Raw genomic sequence first — 17,474 nt, forward strand, 5'->3', positions numbered from 1 at the left:
CGGTCCTTCGAGAGCGAAGCCAAATGACCAGCAGCGGCGACCACAGAACCACCGGACCAACCCCGACCCGTCGCAGCTTCCTACGAGCGTCGGCTTCCGCCGGAGCCGCTGTGGGGCTCAATCTTGCCGGCTGGGGCCTGGTCGGCTGCGCACGCCCGGGTGAGCCCGCGAAGTCGGTGACTCTGCTGGACGCCGGCACCCAGCAGAAGTTTCGCAATCCGCTACCGAAGCCCGTCAGAATCCACCCCAGACCCGGAACTACCCTGACGGTGCCGATCAAGGCGACACGGCAGTGGATGGGGTTGCGGGCGCCCGACGGCAGCCCCTTGATGACCACCGTGTACGGCTTTGAGCATGCCGAGCACACGGCCTCGCCCGGGCCGACGATCATCGCCCGATCACATCAAGCACTGGCGGTGGAATGGCAAAACCAGCTGCCCAACGATGCGCCTTACCTGCTGCCGATTGACCTGACGGTCCACATTCCCGACGTTGGCGATCCCAGCGGCCAATTCATTACGCAAAAGCCCCTGGTCATACACCTACACGGCGGCCACACGGTTTCCGAAAGTGATGGCAACCCCGAAGCCTGGTACACACGGGATTACCAGACGAAAGGACCCGACTGGACCGGGCGGACCTACCGCTACGCAAACACCCAGGAAGCGGCGGGGTTGTGGTACCACGACCACACGGTCGGTATGACGCGGCTCAACGTGTACGCGGGCCTGGCCGGGATGTATCTACTCAAAGACGCCAATGAAGACCGGATGATCCGGGACAGGGTCATTCCCGATGACGACCATATGATCGAGGTTGTCCTACACGATGCATTGTTTGACTCGGGCGGCAACCTGTATCTCCCGGGCCGGCACGGCGAGCCGATCGACCCGATCGCCGGGAAAGAAATTGTAGGCAACTGGCCCAATCCGACGGTGTTCGACGAGTTCTTCGGTACCCATATTTTGGCCAACGGGATGGCTTGGCCGAAAATAGAATTGACGCCAAATCGATACCGGCTGCGCTTGCTGAACGGCTCCATCTCGCGCACCTACGTTCTTGAGTTCGCAAACGGAATGGAATTTTTCCAAATCGGATCGGACGGCGGATTCTTGAACTCGCCCGTGCGGTTAACCCAGCTGGTTATCGCACCGGCCGAGCGGATGGATATCATCGCTGATTTCACCGGGCACGCCGGCCAGCGAATCGTGTTGAAGAACCTCGGTCCAGAGTTGCCGTTTCGCGGCTATGTGGATCCGGCCGATCCTGAACACTTTATGAAATTGGTGTACAACGCCGGAGAGGCATTGCGGATCACCGATGGTGCGGGGGGACTGGCACCCATCGCCGATCCCGAGACCACCGGCTTGGTCATGCGCTTTGACATCGCCGAGCGCAACGCGCCCGCGGATGTGCAGGCCGGCAACTTCGGTCCGGCGGTCTCGCTGCGGGCGCCCCTACGGTCGCTGCCCCGGGACAATCCAGCGGTGGTACGTCAACTGGCGCTATTCAATCTGCGTGACGACATGGACCGGACCCTGGTGTTGCTGGGGTCGTTGGCATCCGGTTCACGGTTCTACGCCGACGAAATCACCGAGGTCATTCGGCAAGGATCCACCGAAATTTGGGAGATCTACAATACGACGAATTCTGCCCACCCGATCCACCTTCATCAGGTGCAGTTCGAGATCGTTAACCGCCAACAGTTCGACGGTGTGCTCGTTCATAGAACCCAGCAGCTAATGCACTTCCCCGACCGGACATTTCAAGGGGCCAGGCTCGAGCTCCATGGGTTAAGAGGCGATCCCGTTTGGCCGCAACCCAATGAACAGGGAAGAAAAGACACGGCTATCGCATTGGCTGGCCAGGTGACCCGGGTGATTGCTCATTTCGACCTGGTGGGAACGTATGTCTGGCATTGTCACATCATCAGCCACGAAGACTACGACATGATGCGCAAATTCGAGGTCACACCGAGTGCGTGAGCACAAGGCGGCCGACATGTGTTAGGGCAGCGAGGCCCGCTCGGCCAGCTCGGCCAGATGTTTCAGTGAGTCGTCCAGGTGCTGCCGCCCGAACGGCGGAAACTCGATGTTGCGCTGGTGCGGCGGCACGCCTGACCAGTCGTAGGTCAGTGTCACCGCGGTCTGGTCGGCACCGACCGGTTCGAGGTCGTAGCGCCAGACCCACCCGCCGTACTCGATGGGGGCGTCCTCGGACGCTTGGCGACCGGGGATGTGCCGGGGTTCGGCCCCGGGTAGCCACCCGATGGCCCGCGGTCGCTCGAACACCTCGACCCGGTTGGCCATTTCGTAGTGCTTGTTGGGGTGATCGTCGTGGTACATCCGCATCCGAAAGATCTGGCCGGTTCCGGTCAGGCAGGCCTCCTCGACAGGTTGCCGCACCCAACCGGTGCCGTCGATCGCCGCATGGGTCGACGGATCTGCCAGCAGGTCGAACACGGTTTCGGTCACTGCGTCGATGACGGTCCTCGCGACCATGGTCTTTTCCCTCATACCAATATCGACCGGCACCGGCGCGAAAACTTATCGGTGATGCCGACCGAGTCCATCGATGGCCCGGTGGTCGCGGGCAACGGATGAATCGCACGGTATCGAACTCGAATGCCTGGCCGGCTATTTGGATGCCGATCGATCGGTTGTGGCGTTGGATGCTGCGGGCCGGGCCGGCTATTGGGCGCTCGACCATGCGCGCCTCCTCGTCACGTCACCGGCATGGCTCAACCGAACCGAGACGGGCGGGCAACGAAGGCGGTGTGCCGCAAACCCAGTTAGAGGCAATGGTCCCCACGTGGCGCGGCTTAGATCCTTTCAGTACCCGCAACAACGGCGGCCGATCGGGTTGGGATGCAGGCGCCGAAGCGCCCCACGGGGGTGCGGCGGGGACCGCGGCCCGTGTCAATGGGGTCATTCGGCCCCTTTACGGTGCCCGAACACGGTGTCACCGTAAGAATCAGCGCCGGCGTGGTCGCGTGGCGGTGTGGTAGCCGAGGTGAGAGGTGCGAGCGTGACAGACGCCACCGGCGCATTGACGAAGCTGTCGCTAGGGCAGTTGCTTGACGAATTGGACAGTTCCGCAGAAGGCTTGACGTCTTCGGAGGCGACTGTTCGGCTGCGGCGATACGGCGCCAACGAGATTGCCGAGCAACGACGCCATCCGGTGCTGGTGTTGCTGGGCTACTTTTGGGCGCCGATCCCATGGATGATCGAGGCCGCACTGATGTTGTCGCTGGCGGCGCAGCATTGGACCGACGCGGTCATCATCGGGGCGTTGCTGATGATGAACGGAGGTGTGGCCTTTGTTGAAGAGCACCAGGCGGCCAACGCAATCGCCGCGCTCAAGGAGCGTCTTGCCGCGTCGGCGCGGGTGCTCCGCGATGGTGCCTGGGCAACCGTCGCACTGCGGGAGTTGGTGCCCGGCGATGTGGTGCGGGTGCGACTCGGTGATGTAGTGCCCGCGGATGCGCGAGTGCTCGACGACGTCACTCTCGAGGTGGACCAGTCTGCGCTGACCGGCGAATCGCTGGCCGTAGCGCGCCGGCAGGGGCAGGTGCTGTATTCGGGATCGATCCTGGTCCGTGGCGAGGCCGATGCGGTGGTCTACGCCACCGGCGCCGCATCGTATTTCGGACGCACCACCACGCTCGTCGGTGCCGCGGGCACGATCAGCCATTTCCAACGCGCGGTGTTACGGATCGGCAACTATCTCATCCTGCTGGCCGCGGCGTTGGTGACGTTGACCGTGGTGGTGTCGTTGATCCGCGGCAATGCGGTGTTGCAGACGCTGGAATTTGCGCTGGTCGTCACGATCGCCTCGGTGCCGGTAGCGCTACCGGCCGTGCTGTCGGTGACCATGGCCGTTGGTGCCCGCCGACTTGCCCGACACCAGGCGGTGGTCAGCCACCTTCCGGCCGTCGAAGAGCTTGGCGGGGTAGACCTATTGTGCTCGGACAAAACCGGCACCCTGACCCAAAACCGGTTGGCGCTCACCGGCCGGTGGGCCGCTCCGGGAGTTGGGGAGCGCGATCTGCTGCTGGTGGCCGCGTTGGCTTCACGCGCCGAGGACAACGACGCCATCGACCTTGCCGTGCTGACCGCGGCCGGTGCACCCCCGTCGGTGCGGGTGCTGGAATTCACCCCATTCGACCCGGTCAGCAAGCGCACCGAAGCGCTCGTACAGGATGACGACGGGGGACGTTTCCGGGTCAGCAAAGGGGCACCGCAAGTCATCGCCACGCTGTGCGGGCGAGACGGAGCCGATGGCGTGGCGGGCGACGTGAGCGATGTGGTCAACGGGTTCGCCGGCCACGGGTATCGCTCGCTGGGCGTCGCCCGCACCGATGACGACGGCGTGTGGCGACTCTTAGGTGTGCTGGCATTGGCCGACCCGCCGCGCGACGATTCGGCGGCCACCATCGCCGCCGCACGGGAACTTGGCGTCGAGGTCAAGATGGTCACCGGTGATCAGGTCGCCATCGGTCGCGAGATCGCCGGCCGAATAGGCTTGGGGGAGAAGATCTTCGACGCCGAGACCCTGGACGCCGCGGTCGACGACGACGAATTGACCACTCGGGTGGAAGCCGCCGCCGGCTTCGCCCAGGTGTTTCCCGAACACAAATTCCGCATCGTGCGTCTGCTCCAAGCGCGCGGACACATCGTTGGTATGACGGGCGACGGCCTCAACGATGCCCCTGCGCTCAAACAGGCCGATGCCGGCATCGCCGTTGCCGGTGCGACCGATGCGGCGCGCGCTGCGGCCGACGTGGTGCTGCTGGCAGACGGGTTGTCGGTAATCGTGCACGCGATCCGGCAAGCACGCGAGATCTTCGCCCGCATGACCAGCTATGCCACCTATCGGATTGCCGAAACCATTCGTGTGTTGCTGTTGATCACCCTGGCGATCGTCTTTATGAACTTCTTCCCGGTCACCGCGGTCATGATCGTGTTTCTGGCGCTGCTCAACGACGGCGCGATTCTGGCGATCGCCTACGACCGCGTCCGCGGCGCCAGCAAGCCCGCCGCCTGGGACATGCGTAGCGTGCTCACCATCGCCACGGCGCTCGGGATGATGGGTGTCCTGGAGACCTTCCTACTCCTGCTCCTCGCCGACCAGGTGTTCGGCCTGGATCCGCAGCTGATCCGCACCCTGATCTTCCTCAAGCTGTCGGTCTCGGGTCATCTCACCGTTTTCGTCACCCGCAGTCGCCGCCCCTTCTGGTCGCAGCCGCTACCGGCGCCGATGCTGCTGATCGCGGTGGTGGGAACCCAAACCGTCGCCACCCTGATCGCCGTCTACGGGGCGCTGATGACCCCGTTGGGCTGGGGCTTGGCGGGGTTGGTGTGGGGCTACGCACTGTTCTGGTTCCTCCTGGAAGACCGGGTCAAGCGAGCCACCCACGACTGGCTCGATCACCACGTCGGTTCGGATCCGAACCGGCTACGGCGCCAAGGCGGCTGAGCATGTCAGTGCAGCGCCACCGCAACACCGCGGCACCGCGAGCGGGCGAGCTCGGTGTAGGCGCTTTGGTGGCGCTGCTGTCGGTGCGCATCCGGAGCCGCGGGGGCACCGCATTCTTCCTCGATAAGTGTTTCGGTACCGCGATCGCCGGCCCACTCAATGTGCTGCTGTGGCTGAGCTACTTCGTGATGCTGGGGTTGTACGCGGTCGCGTTCGGCAGCTATAGCGCGGCGTTGGTGGGTGAGGTTCCGGACGGACCCTGGCGCCGAGGCCTGGCCAGCGCCGTGGTGCTGGTGTTTGCCGCCCTGAACCTGGCCGACGCGCGCATCGTCGGACGCGCCGAGGTGTTCCTGGTGTATGGCAAATTGGCGATCCTGATGCTGTTCTGCATTGTGGGGTTGGCGTTTGTGGACGGCGGACGGGTGTCCCCGGCGCACTATCCCTCTTTCGGCGTGATCGTTTACGCGGGCGCTCTGATCTTCTTGGGCTACGAGGGTTTTGAGCTCATCGCCAATGCGGCCGAGGACGCACGCGATCCGCGACGCAGTCTGCCGCTGGCCTACCTCATCTCGATCGGGGTGGTGATCGGGCTGTATGTTCTGGTCGCGTTCGTTGCGGTGGGAAATCTTGATATCGCGCAGATCGATCACGACCGGGACTACGCGCTAGCCGCCGCGGCGCGGCCGTTTCTTGGCTCCGCCGGCTTCATCTTGATCGGGATCGCCGCAGTGATTTCAACGGCAAGCGCGATCAACGCCACCCTGTACGGCACCGGAAAATTCACGTACCTCATGGCCCGCAACGGTGAACTACCTGCCGCCCTGGGTAAACCGGTCTGGGATCGGCCGATCGGTGGGCTGCTCGCGACCACCGCCGGCACATTGGTCGTGGTGAATGGCGTTGACATCCAGGGCATCAGCCTGATTGGGTCGGCCGGATTCCTCCTCATTTTTGCCGCCGTCAACCTCGCTGTACTGCGCCTGCGTGCTGGCCGTGCAACCAAACTGCTCGCGATCACCGGGGCCGTCGCCTGCCTGGGATCGTTTGGCGCCATGACGGCCTACGCGGCCACCAAGATGCCCGAGCATCTCTGGGTTCTGGTCGGGTTCCTATTAGGAGCGATTGTCGTTGAAGGCCTGGTTCGCATGCGCGGGCGCCAGGCGAGTCATCCCGGGCTACCGCCCACCTATGGATAACCGCTGCCATGCAAACAGGTCGTGGGGCATGGTGTTCGATTGTTTCGATGAACACCGATCAGGTTGAGCCAGGAAAGCGTCGCCGATGAGCACCCTGTTGGACGAGGTTGTGCACGCCCACGGGGGTATGCAACGGTGGCGCAGCGTCACCACGCTTCAAGCGCGGGTGCGCACGGGAGGGCTGTTGCTACGAACGCGGGTGCCCGGCAACCGGCTGGCCGACTATCACATCACGGTCCATGTCCAAGACGCCCGCACGGTTCTGGACCCGTTTCCGCGGGACGGTCAGCGTGGGGTCTTCGAGCACGGGTCGGTGCGGATTGAGACGGACGAAGGCGAGGTCATCAGCTCACGGGCAAATCCGCGTTCGGCGTTCTTCGGCCGTTCGGGCATGCGACGCAACATTCGATGGGATCCGTTGGATTCGGTCTACTTCGCCGGCTATGCCATGTGGAACTACCTCAGCACGCCGTACTTGTTGACCCGTGAAGGCGTGCAGGTCCAGCAGGGCGATCCGTGGCTGGAGCAAGGGGAGACCTGGCGGCGGCTGAACGTGACCTTCCCGTCGCACATCGATACCCACTCGCCCCGGCAGACCTACTACTTCGATGGCCGCGGTCACTTGCGCCGCCACGACTACATCCCCGAGGTGATCGGTCACTGGGCGCGGGCCGCCCACTACTGCACCGAGCCCGTTCCTGCCGGCGGGCTGCTGTTTCCCACGCGGCGGTGGGTCCACCCGATCGGCCCTGGCAATCGTTCGCTGCCCATCCCGACGCTGGTGTCCATACAACTAGCCGACGTGCGGGTCCACACCGACTAGCATGGCGGCCTGCAATCGGAATTCTCTCCATTCACCGCGCCCGGCGGATGGCGCAACCATTAGCCTTATGCCTGCACGCCACCGCGTATCGGATCCGGCGCGGTCGATAACCACGGCGCGACGGCGCCCGTAGTCGGTTTGCTGCGTGGAAAGGCGGGTGAGGAGTCGGCGATGGGTGACACGACCGCGGAGTCGCGTGAGGGCACGCAGTTCGGTCCGTATCGATTGCGCCGGCTGGTCGGGCGCGGCGCCATGGGAGATGTCTACGAAGCCGAGGACACCGTGCGTGAGCGGGTCGTGGCACTGAAGCTGATGTCCCAGACGCTGTCCAGCGATCCGGTCTTCCGCACGCGGATGCAGCGCGAGGCTCGCACCGCCGGTCGGCTGCAGGAACCGCATGTCGTGCCGATTCACGACTACGGCGAGATCGACGGGCAGCTGTATGTGGATATGCGTCTGATCGACGGCAAAGACTTGGCCGCCATGCTGCGGCGCTATGGTCCACTGACTCCACCGCGGGCGGTGGCGATCGTGCGCCAGATCGGCTCGGCGCTGGACGCAGCGCACGCCGCGGGGGTGACCCATCGTGACGTAAAGCCGGAAAATATCCTGGTCAGCGGGGATGACTTCGCCTACCTCGTCGATTTCGGGATCGCGAGCGCCACCTCCGACGAAAAGTTGACGCAGCTTGGCAGCACCGTGGGCACCCTCTACTACATGGCGCCGGAACGGTTCAGCACCAATGAAGCGACCTATCGGGCCGACATCTACGCGCTGGCGTGCGTGCTGTTCGAGTGCATGACGGGGTCCCCGCCCTATCGGGGCGACCAGCTCAGCGTGATGGGGGCACACCTGAGCCAGGCGATCCCTCGGCCCAGCGCGGCCCGCCCGGGCATCCCGGTTGCGTTCGACGACGTGATCGCCCGCGGCATGGCCAAGGATCCGGCGGATCGTTACGCCACCTGTGGTGACCTGTCCTCGGCCGCGTATGCGGCGCTGGCGACACCCGACCAGGATCGGGCTACCAACATCTTGGAGCGCAGCCAGGTGGCGCAGCTGCCACCGTCGTTCGGCGGGCCGCCAGCGAGCGGATTTGCACCCAACTCACCCATAGCGCCCACCGCCGCCGCTCCCCAAAGCTCGGGGTGGGCCGCGCCGTCGGCGCCTCGGTTACCAACCGCTCCCGCCGGGCCCCACCAGCCAACACCGTGGGCCGGTGCGCCGGGTTGGGGCGTGGCCCAGACGGGCAGCACCGGCGCTCCGCCGTGGAGCCAACCGCCGGGTCAGCCCTCGGGTGCCGGTAGTAAGCCCTGGCTTTGGGTTGGCCTCGCGGTTGCCGTTGTGATCGCTATGGCCGGCGGACTCGGGATTGTGCTTGCCCATCCGTGGCAGCGGTCCGCGCCGAATTCGGCGCCGTCGCCGCCGCCGCCAGCCGATGCCGTTGACCTGCGCCTGCTCGATGACGGCGTCTTTGTCGGGACTTCCTCGGCGCCCACAACGATCGATGTTTTCAATGAACCCATTTGCCCGCCGTGTGGTGCCTTCATCAGGTCCTATGCGAGCGATATCGATACCGCGATCGCAAACAAGGACCTCGCGGTGCGCTATCACCTGCTCAACTTCCTCGACGACCAGTCGCACACCAAGAGCTATTCGACGCGCGCGGTGGCGGCCTCCTACTGCGTCGCAAGTCAAAACGATCCCAAGGTCTACACGGACTTCTATGCGGGCCTGTTCGCCAGCGACTTTCAGCCGCAGGAAGGGGCCGCCTCTGATCGCACGGATGCCGAACTGGCCCATTTGGCCCAAACCGTGGGCGCCAACGCGGACGCGACCAGCTGTATCAGGTCAGGAACCGACGTCGGCACCGCCAAAACGAAGGCGGCCAATGCCGACGCGACACTGGCCGGGTTCAATGCCAGCGGTACGCCGTTCGTATGGGACGGAAACCGGTCGGTCGATCTGCAAAATCCAAGCTGGCTGACGAATCTGATCGGCTAATCCCGCCACGACGCGTATTCCTACTCATTCGCGGCGCATCTGGGCCCGATCATGCTGGTTGCATGCCCGCATCAACGCTAGCTGTTCGCCCGTCTCACCCGTCCGGGCTCGCCAATGCCGCTCCAGCCGTCCGCGACCGCGCCGTCGACGTAGCGCGGCTGACCGCGCTGCTGGTGGTGATGTTCGGGCACTGTGCGCTGCTGCTTGCCACCATTGATTCGCGCGGGGTGTGGATCGGCAATCTGCTGGGCGAGATGCCCGCACTGGCGCCGGCCACGTGGCTGCTTCAGATCATGCCGTTGTTCTTCCTCGCCGGCGGCGCCGCGGGGGGCTATGGCTGGCATTCCGGTACGCCGTGGGGCAGTTGGCTGCTGGCCCGTGCCCTGCGATTGTGCCGACCAGTGTTCTGGTATCTGGCCCTGTGGGCGCTTGCGTTGCTGGTTGTGCGCGTGACGTTGGGTGCCGAATCCGCGGCGGGGCTGGGCCGAGAAGGTGTGGCCTTGCTCTGGTTCCTTGGCGTCTACCTGGTGGTGCTTGCGTTCGTGCCGGCCCTGACACGGTTGCCGACGGGGCGGGCGGTCGCCATCGTGATCGCATCGCTGGTCACCGCGGCCGGCGTTGTCGACCAGATCCGGTTCGCTGTTGGCGCTCCGGAGTCAGGGGTCGCCAACTTCGTCTTCGTGTGGCTGATTCCGGTGGCGATCGGCGTGGGCTATGCGCGCCGATTGATCGACACTCGGGTGGCGCTCGTTGTCGCAGCGGGCGTGTTCATCGCGCAGCTGGGGCTGGCCACAGCGGGAAAGTATGACGTGTCACTGGTGGTGACCGGCGCCGAGCGATCGTCCAATGTGTCCCCGCCGACATTGCTGCTCGCGATGCACTGCATCTGGATGTCGTGTGTGTTCGTCGCGGCATCGGGAGTCATCCGGCGGTGGGCGGCCAGACCCCGGGTGTGGCACGTGGTCGCGGTGGGCAACGGCGGCGCAATGACGCTGTACTTGTGGCACATTCCGGCGATCGCCGTTGCCGCGTTTTGTCTGCACGCCGTCGGTCTCGACGCCTACGAGGTGCACCAGCCCGGATTCTGGGGCCTGCTTGCATTGCGCGCCCTGCTGTTTTCGGTCGTCATGGCTGTGACGTTCTGGCTGCTGTCTCCCCTGGAACATCGGCGGCTGCCGTGGTGGGACGGTCCGGTTGGTGGCGCCGGCACCGGTTCCGTCGCCGCGGGTGCGCTGGTTTGCATTGCCGGGGTGGCGCTGGTGCTGCTGGCCAAGAATGGGCTAGCCGGGTGGGAAGGCTGGACGGCGCTGGGTTGCTTCCTGGCGTCGTCGGTGGGCGCGCGGCTGAGTTCGGGGTCCTAGTCGCGGGCCGATCGTTTCGGGCGGCATCAGTCCGGCTCGCCATACTCGTCGAACCAGTATGCGAGTTTTCCGCGCCGGCTGACGGCGCGAAGTCGGGACTCGGCGGCCGCCCGCGTCTTGCTGGTAGTGACGATCAGCAGTTCATCGCCGCGTTGGATGCGGGTGTCGGGCATTGGGACGAACGTGTGTCCATTGCGGATGATCAGCGTGATCACGGCAGGATCGGGCAGCCGCAGTTCCAGCACGGTGACATTGTGCAGCCGCGACGGCGCCTGCACGGTCATGGTCAGCAGTTCTGCGTCCAGCACGTCTAGCGGTGCCGCGTCAACCTGGATCTCACGAGTGGCCTCGCGGGAAATCAGTCCCAACCGGTGCGCGATCGGGCCCAAGCTGGGACCCTGTATCAGGGTGAAGACCACCACCAGCATGAACACCACGTTGAGTAGCCGATAGCTATCGGGAACGCCTGCCACGACCGGGAAGGTGGCAAGCACGATGGGGACGGCACCGCGCAGTCCAGCCCAGGACAAGAAGGCCTGGTCTCGCCACGGCACACCGAACCAGGCCAGCGATACCACGACCGACACCGGCCGGGCGACCAGCAGTAGCAGCAGTCCGACGACAAGAGCGGCCACCAGGTCAACCGCAACCGCGCCGGGGTCCACCAGCAAACCGAGCAGCACGAACAGCCCGATCTGCGCCAACCAGCCGATCCCTTCGGCGAACGACCGGGTCGCCGCGCGGTGTGGCAGCCCCGAGTTGGCCAACACCACCGCGGCCAGGTAGGCGGCAATGAATCCGCTGGCATGACTTTCACCGGCTGCGGCGAACGCGACCAGACCCAAGCCAAAGGTGGCGATGGGGTACAGGCCGGAGGCGGGCAGCGCGATGCGTCGCAGCGCGAACGCCCCGAGGTATCCGATCGCCAATCCGATGGCGGCGCCCACGAGGAGCTCGAACACCAAGTAGATGACCGCACCCTGGGGCTTGAACACAAATGGCACCGCGCTGAACGCGAGCACCAGTATCACCGCGGGCGCGTCGTTGAAACCCGATTCGGCCTCGAGTAGCCCCGCCACCCGCCGGGGCAACGGCAGCACCCGCAGCACTGAGAAGACCGCCGCGGCGTCGGTGGAGGAGACGATGGCTCCCAGCAGCAACGCCACCTGCCAGTCGACCCGCAGCAGCAGGTGCGCACCAACCGCGGTGATGCCCATGCTGAGGACCACGCCGACGGTCGCCAACGTGGCCGCCGGTGCAAGGACCTGCCGGATATCGCTGAACCGAGTGGTTAAGCCGCCTTCGACCAATATCAAGGCCAGAGCCGCGGTGCCCAGATTCCGGGCGAGTTGCACGTCGTCGAATCGAAGGCCGAACCCGTCTTCGCCGACCACGACACCGACCAGCAGGAACAGCAGCAAGCTGGGAAACCCCACCCGACTCGCCAACCGAGTGCCCACAATGCTGGCCAGCAGCACGAGCCCACCGATCAACAATGTGAGGTACAGCTGCTGAAGGCTCATTCGTTCCCGTCTAGAGGTAATCTCGGCGGTGTTGTCTGCCCCGAACTGCGTCCGAAGGTGGTCTGACGAGGCTGCGACATCGGCGTGCTGCCAGTAAATCAGTACCCGGCTCGCGGCCTGCTCGGTGTACTGCGTGAAGCAGCCGAGCCGATGGGCCAAGATGGCTGGGTGGCGACTCGAAAGATGCGGATCGGAATTGCCGGCGCGGGCAGGGTGGGGCGTTCGCTGGCGCAAGAGTTGCTGGATCGCGGCCACAAGATCTTGTTGATCGAACGGGAACGGAACGATTTCGAACCGCACACGGTTGCTGGTGCGGATTGGCTACATGGCGACGCCTGCGAGCTGACCACCCTGCAGGAGGCCGGTGCCCAAACCTGCGATGTTTTGATCGCCGCTACCGGTGATGACAAAGCCAACCTGGTAGTGGGTCTACTCGGCAAGACCGAATTCGGTGTGCCCAGGGTGGTGGCGAGGATCAACGACCTGCGCAACGAGTGGCTGTTCGGCCAGGCTTGGGGTATCGACGTAGCTGTCTCAACGCCTGGTGCCATGGTGGCTGGAATCGAGGGCGCGATTGACGTGGGTCACCTGGTACGCATGATGGGGCTCCGGGAGGGCCGGGCGGCGCTGACGAAACTGACTCTGCCCGAAGATAATCCGCTGGTGGGCAAGCTTGTGCGGGAATTGGATCTGCCTAGCAACACCGCGTTGGTCACCGTGCTGCGCGGCGACGAGGTCAAAGTTCCGCAACCGGACGACACGCTTGAAGGCGGCGACGAGTTGCTGTTCATCGCCGATAGCTTCCTCGAGCGATCGATCTGGGCGGCGCTGTATAGCGCCATGCCGGCACGTGCCGTCACCAAGTTGGCCGGCCTCCCGTCAGCGCTGCGTTATCCGCTCGGCTAGATCTCTCATCCGGCACGCCAGACCCGGCTGCCAGACCGTGTCGCACCGATTCGGTAGGGTCCTAGCGCGTGAAGCCACGCGACGCCGTCAAATCTGTAAATGCCCGTCTCGCTGAGGAACTGGCCATAGGGGAGACCCAAGTGCTGGCCGCTGTCCGACTCCTTGACGAAGGTGCAACGGTCCCGTTCATTGCCCGCTACCGCAAGGAGGCCACCGGAAGCCTGGACGACGGCCAGCTGCGCACCCTCGAGGAGCGCCTGCGGTATCTGCGGGAGCTCGACGAACGCCGAGCCGCGGTGCTGGCGTCCATCGAAGAACAGGGCAAACTCACCGACGAGGTGCGGGCAGCGCTACTGGCGGCCGACACCAAAGCGCGTGTCGAGGACATCTACCTGCCCTACAAACCGAAGCGGCGGACCAAGGCACAAATCGCTCGGGAAGCGGGGCTGGGTCCGCTGGCCGAGCGCCTACTCGCCGACCCGGCCCTGGTCCCGGCATCCGCGGCCGCCGAGTTTGTCAACGAACACGTCGCCGATGCCGCCGCGGCTTTGGAGGGGGCGCGACACATCCTGGTTGAGCGCGCTGCCGAGGATGCGGAGCTGGTCGGTGCGATACGGGAGAAGTTCTGGTCGCAAGCGTCGATACGGACCGCGCCGTGGTCCACGGATGCCGCTAAAAGTGCTGCAGCGCAGAAGTTCCGTGACTACTTCGAGTTCGCTGAGTCGCTGCAGACCATGCCCTCACACCGGGTGCTGGCGGTGTTGCGCGGGGAGAAAGAGCGGATTCTTGGCCTCAGCTTCGATTGCGGCGACGACGACGGGTACCACGCCATGATCGCTGCGACCCTAGGCATCGATAGGTCGGCCAAGGCTGCCGCGACCGAATGGCTGGTCGATACCGTCAGCTTCGCGTGGCGGACCAGGATGATGATGTCGGCAGCAATCGACGCTCGCGTGCGATTGAAGCAACGTGCCGAAGAGGACGCCGTCGTGGTCTTCGCGAAAAACCTCAAAGACCTCCTGCTTGCGGCTCCGGCCGGGGCGCGCACGACTCTCGGGCTGGATCCAGGTTTCCGGACTGGGGTCAAGGTGGCGGTTGTCGACACCACCGGAAAGGTGGTGGAGACCCGCGCGATCTACCCGCATCAACCACAGCGACAATGGGATTCGGCCAAGGCATCGCTGGCCGCACTTGTCGCCCGTCACGGTGTCGAACTAATCGCGATCGGCAATGGCACCGCCTCCCGTGAGACCGACGCTCTGGTCACCGAACTCCTCGGCGAGATGCGTGCCGCCGGTGCCGCAGTCCCGGCAAAGGCGATGGTGAGCGAAGCCGGCGCGTCGGTGTATTCGGCGTCCGCCTACGCCGCCCATGAGCTACCCGACCTCGATGTGACGTTGCGCGGCGCGGTGTCAATCGCCCGGCGACTCCAGGATCCACTGGCCGAACTAGTGAAGATCGAGCCAAAATCGATCGGGGTGGGGCAGTACCAGCATGACGTCACGCCGGGGATCCTCGCCCGCAGCTTGGACGCCGTGGTCGAGGACGCGGTGAACGCGGTGGGTGTTGATCTGAACACGGCGTCGGTGCCGTTGCTGGCCCGGGTGTCGGGGATCTCCGAATCACTGGCCGAGGCCATCGTCACCCATCGCGACGGCACCGGACCGTTTACCAATCGCCGTGCGCTGTTGGACGTTCCGAGACTGGGGCCCAAGGCATTTGAACAGTGCGCCGGTTTCCTTCGGATCCGCGACGGCGAGGACCCGCTGGACACATCCGGTGTCCACCCAGAGGCCTACCCGGTGGTTCGCCGCATCTTGAGCCGTGCGGGGGTCACGCTGACCGAAATCATCGGCAACGCGCCCGCGTTGCGATCGCTTCGGCCCGCTGAGTTTGCAGACGAGCGGTTCGGGATCCCCACGGTGACCGATATCCTCGCCGAGCTCGAAAAGCCGGGACGTGATCCGCGGCCGGTTTTCACCACCGCCACCTTCGCCGCTGGCATCGAGAAGGTGGCCGACCTCAAGGCGGGCATGGTCCTAGAGGGTGTGGTGACCAACGTCGCCGCTTTCGGCGCTTTCGTGGACGTGGGCGTGCATCAGGACGGCCTGGTGCATGTTTCGGCGATGGCCGAGCGCTTTGTCTCCGACCCACACGAGGTGGTGCGGTCCGGGCAGGTAGTGCGGGTAAAGGTCATCGATGTCGATGTCGAACGCCAGCGCATCGGGTTGAGTCTGCGGCTCAACGACGAACCGTCCGCCGGCCGCACCCGGTCGGAGCCCGCCTCTGTCTCGGCCCGTGGCCGGGCCAACAACCAGCAACGGCAGCAACGAAAGCCGCCGGCCGGTGGAAGTTTCGACCGCCGGGCTTCACATGCGCCGGGAGGCTCGATGGCTCAGGCGTTGCGCGACGCAGGCTTCGGCCGATAGCACTACCGTGGCACGGTGCCCCGGTAGCAGTCGGCAGCGGGGCATCGCCACCACGGCGCCACCGCAGACGAAACGATACATGCGGCCGCCGCTACCGAGGCCAAGTCGTCCAGGCCGCGCGCGTCCGGGCCGAACAAATGCGTTGCGACACGGTCACGGACGCATACCTATCCGGGGATCATCGATCACAAAGGCCCCATAGATCACTATCGTCACATCAGCCCACTGCGGTCGTCAATATGGCGTTCCGCCCTCGGAAGGTGTGACATGTCGACGATTCATCGAGTCGTGTCGTTATCGGTGGCGTCGGCGGCCGCATTTGGGTTCATCGGTGCGGTAGGTCTGGCGCCGGCAGCAAACGCGGTGCCCTGCAGTGGGGATGCGGCCAATGCCCCTCCACCACCGAACGCGGTGGTGACCTCACCGCCGGCCAGGACGCTGGGCCCGATGACTCGGGGGCTCAGACCTCGTGGGGCCAACGAGCGGGCACCACTGCCGAGGCTGGGTCCACTGTCGCGCTTACTCAACCCCGGTGCTCGACGCAGCGCTCCGCTGCAACAACAAGCGGCGGTCCCTCCGCACCAAGCGGCGGTGCCCGCTCCCACCCCGCCCAACCCGGGCAACCCGGCGCCAAATGCCGCGGCCCCGGCGCCCAACGCGGTGCCGGTCCCGGCGCCACCACCCGGCGCACCTGATTCAGGCGCCGCACTCGCTGGGGCCACCACATCGCTCGCCGAATGGGTGACCGGACCCGACAGTCCCAACAAGACTCTCGACCGATTCGGCATCTCCGGGACTGACCTCGGGATCCTTTGGGACAACGGTGATCCCGCCAACCACCAGGTGCTGATGGCCTTCGGCGATACGTTCGGTTATTGCGCCGTCAAGGAACATCAATGGCGATACAACACGCTGTTTCGCAGCCAGGACCGGGATTTGGCCAATGGACTCCACGTAGCCAATGGCGATGCCGCCAACAGATATTCGGGATCGCCGATACGCCAACCGGGCTTTTCCAAGCAGATCATCAGCAGCATCAAGTGGTCACCGGAGGAGACAGGCATCATTCCGACGGCCGGTATCTCGGTGGGTAGAACCCAATACATCAACTTCATGTCGATCCGAGACTGGGGCCGCGACGGCGAATGGTCGACCAACTATTCCGGTATCGCGGTGTCAAAAGACAACGGCCAGAACTGGGGCGTTTACCCGGGCACCATCCGCGCGGCGGGGCCCGACAGCGGACGCGCCAAGTTTGTTCCGGGGAACGAGAATTTCCAGATGGGTGCGTTTGTCAAGGCCAATGACGGTTACCTGTACTCGTTCGGGACCCCATCCGGACGCGGCGGCTCGGCGTATCTGGCGCGTGTTCCGCAGAACTTCGTGCCCGACCTAACCAAATACCAATACTGGAACGGCGACTCCAACGCCTGGGTTCCGAACAACCCGGGGGCGGCCACGCCGGTCATCCCCGGCCCGGTGGCCGAGATGTCGGGCCAGTACAACAGCTATCTCAAGCAATATTTGGTGATGTACACCAACGGAGCCAATGACGTGGTGGCGCGGACCGCGCCGGCGCCGCAAGGTCCCTGGAGTGCGGAGCAAATGCTGGTGTCGTCATGGCAGATGCCCGGCGGCATCTACGCGCCGATGATGCATCCTTGGTCAACGGGCAAAGACGTGTACTTCAACCTTTCGTTGTGGTCGGCATACAACGTCATGTTGATGCACACCGAGCTGGCATAGCACCGGAAGGG

11 protein-coding genes are annotated in these 17,474 nt (G+C 64.9%); 9 read left to right on the forward strand and 2 right to left on the reverse strand.

Translation table 11 applies throughout. The features are described from left to right. Nucleotides 1-23: 23 nt before the first annotated feature. Entirely contained in the window at nucleotides 24-1,985 is a 1,962-nt protein-coding gene (locus tag MB901379_RS11465; protein ID WP_158016805.1) for a multicopper oxidase family protein, read from the forward strand. A 21-nt stretch (nucleotides 1,986-2,006) separates the two neighbouring features. Here MB901379_RS11465 and MB901379_RS11470 read toward each other — a convergent pair whose 3' ends face one another. Next, nucleotides 2,007-2,516 (reverse strand): SRPBCC family protein, encoded by a 510-nt coding sequence (locus MB901379_RS11470; protein ID WP_158016806.1) that lies wholly within the window; start codon nucleotides 2,514-2,516, stop codon nucleotides 2,007-2,009. 511 nt (nucleotides 2,517-3,027) lie between these two features. Between MB901379_RS11470 and MB901379_RS11475 the strand changes: the two genes are divergently transcribed. From MB901379_RS11475 to MB901379_RS11495, 5 genes are all read left to right on the forward strand, one after another. After that, a complete protein-coding gene (locus MB901379_RS11475) occupies nucleotides 3,028-5,478 on the forward strand; it encodes a plasma-membrane proton-efflux P-type ATPase (RefSeq protein WP_158016807.1) in 2,451 nt (816 codons plus the stop codon). A gap of 2 nt (nucleotides 5,479-5,480) precedes the next feature. Beyond that, complete coding sequence (locus MB901379_RS11480) at nucleotides 5,481-6,674, forward strand: APC family permease (protein WP_158016808.1); 1,194 nt, start codon at nucleotides 5,481-5,483, stop codon at nucleotides 6,672-6,674. Between the two features lie 85 nt (nucleotides 6,675-6,759). Then, nucleotides 6,760-7,497, forward strand: a complete 738-nt coding sequence (locus tag MB901379_RS11485; protein WP_158016809.1) for a hypothetical protein — start codon at nucleotides 6,760-6,762, stop codon at nucleotides 7,495-7,497. A 171-nt stretch (nucleotides 7,498-7,668) separates the two neighbouring features. Further along, complete coding sequence (locus tag MB901379_RS11490) at nucleotides 7,669-9,498, forward strand: serine/threonine protein kinase PknE (RefSeq protein ID WP_158016810.1); 1,830 nt, start codon at nucleotides 7,669-7,671, stop codon at nucleotides 9,496-9,498. 62 nt (nucleotides 9,499-9,560) lie between these two features. Continuing rightward, nucleotides 9,561-10,859, forward strand: coding sequence for an acyltransferase family protein (locus MB901379_RS11495; RefSeq protein WP_158016811.1), 1,299 nt, complete (start codon nucleotides 9,561-9,563; stop codon nucleotides 10,857-10,859). Between the two features lie 26 nt (nucleotides 10,860-10,885). On the opposite strand, the gene MB901379_RS11500 is transcribed toward MB901379_RS11495, so the two are convergent. Next, entirely contained in the window at nucleotides 10,886-12,382 is a 1,497-nt protein-coding gene (locus MB901379_RS11500) for a potassium/proton antiporter (protein ID WP_158016812.1), read from the reverse strand. 183 nt (nucleotides 12,383-12,565) lie between these two features. Between MB901379_RS11500 and MB901379_RS11505 the strand changes: the two genes are divergently transcribed. The 3 genes from MB901379_RS11505 to MB901379_RS11515 all read left to right on the forward strand — a co-directional run bounded on the left by MB901379_RS11505 (nucleotide 12,566) and on the right by MB901379_RS11515 (nucleotide 17,463). Beyond that, on the forward strand, nucleotides 12,566-13,288 hold the full coding sequence (locus MB901379_RS11505) for a potassium channel family protein (protein WP_162334467.1): 723 nt from the start codon (nucleotides 12,566-12,568) through the stop codon (nucleotides 13,286-13,288). Nucleotides 13,289-13,356: 68 nt separating this feature from the next. Beyond that, complete coding sequence (locus MB901379_RS11510; protein WP_158016814.1) at nucleotides 13,357-15,717, forward strand: Tex family protein; 2,361 nt, start codon at nucleotides 13,357-13,359, stop codon at nucleotides 15,715-15,717. Nucleotides 15,718-15,984: 267 nt separating this feature from the next. After that, nucleotides 15,985-17,463: a DUF4185 domain-containing protein gene (locus MB901379_RS11515; protein WP_232022051.1), complete on the forward strand. Its 1,479-nt coding sequence runs from the start codon at nucleotides 15,985-15,987 to the stop codon at nucleotides 17,461-17,463. Nucleotides 17,464-17,474 lie beyond the last annotated feature (11 nt).

Origin of the sequence: Mycobacterium basiliense, from assembly GCF_900292015.1 — a bacterium.
Classification (GTDB): domain Bacteria; phylum Actinomycetota; class Actinomycetes; order Mycobacteriales; family Mycobacteriaceae; genus Mycobacterium; species Mycobacterium basiliense.

Excerpts from the sequence above, each read along its gene's own strand:
- MB901379_RS11490 (WP_158016810.1), top strand. The coding sequence starts at position 7,669 with ATGGGTGACACGACCGCGGAGTCGCGTGAGGGCACGCAGTTCGGTCCG.
- MB901379_RS11515 (WP_232022051.1), top strand. The coding sequence starts at position 15,985 with ATGTCGACGATTCATCGAGTCGTGTCGTTATCGGTGGCGTCGGCGGCC.
- MB901379_RS11485 (WP_158016809.1), top strand. The coding sequence starts at position 6,760 with ATGAGCACCCTGTTGGACGAGGTTGTGCACGCCCACGGGGGTATGCAA.
- MB901379_RS11505 (WP_162334467.1), top strand. The coding sequence starts at position 12,566 with ATGCGGATCGGAATTGCCGGCGCGGGCAGGGTGGGGCGTTCGCTGGCG.
- MB901379_RS11465 (WP_158016805.1), top strand. The coding sequence starts at position 24 with ATGACCAGCAGCGGCGACCACAGAACCACCGGACCAACCCCGACCCGT.
- MB901379_RS11470 (WP_158016806.1), bottom strand. The coding sequence starts at position 2,516 with ATGAGGGAAAAGACCATGGTCGCGAGGACCGTCATCGACGCAGTGACC.
- MB901379_RS11495 (WP_158016811.1), top strand. The coding sequence starts at position 9,561 with ATGCCCGCATCAACGCTAGCTGTTCGCCCGTCTCACCCGTCCGGGCTC.
- MB901379_RS11480 (WP_158016808.1), top strand. The coding sequence starts at position 5,481 with ATGTCAGTGCAGCGCCACCGCAACACCGCGGCACCGCGAGCGGGCGAG.
- MB901379_RS11500 (WP_158016812.1), bottom strand. The coding sequence starts at position 12,382 with ATGAGCCTTCAGCAGCTGTACCTCACATTGTTGATCGGTGGGCTCGTG.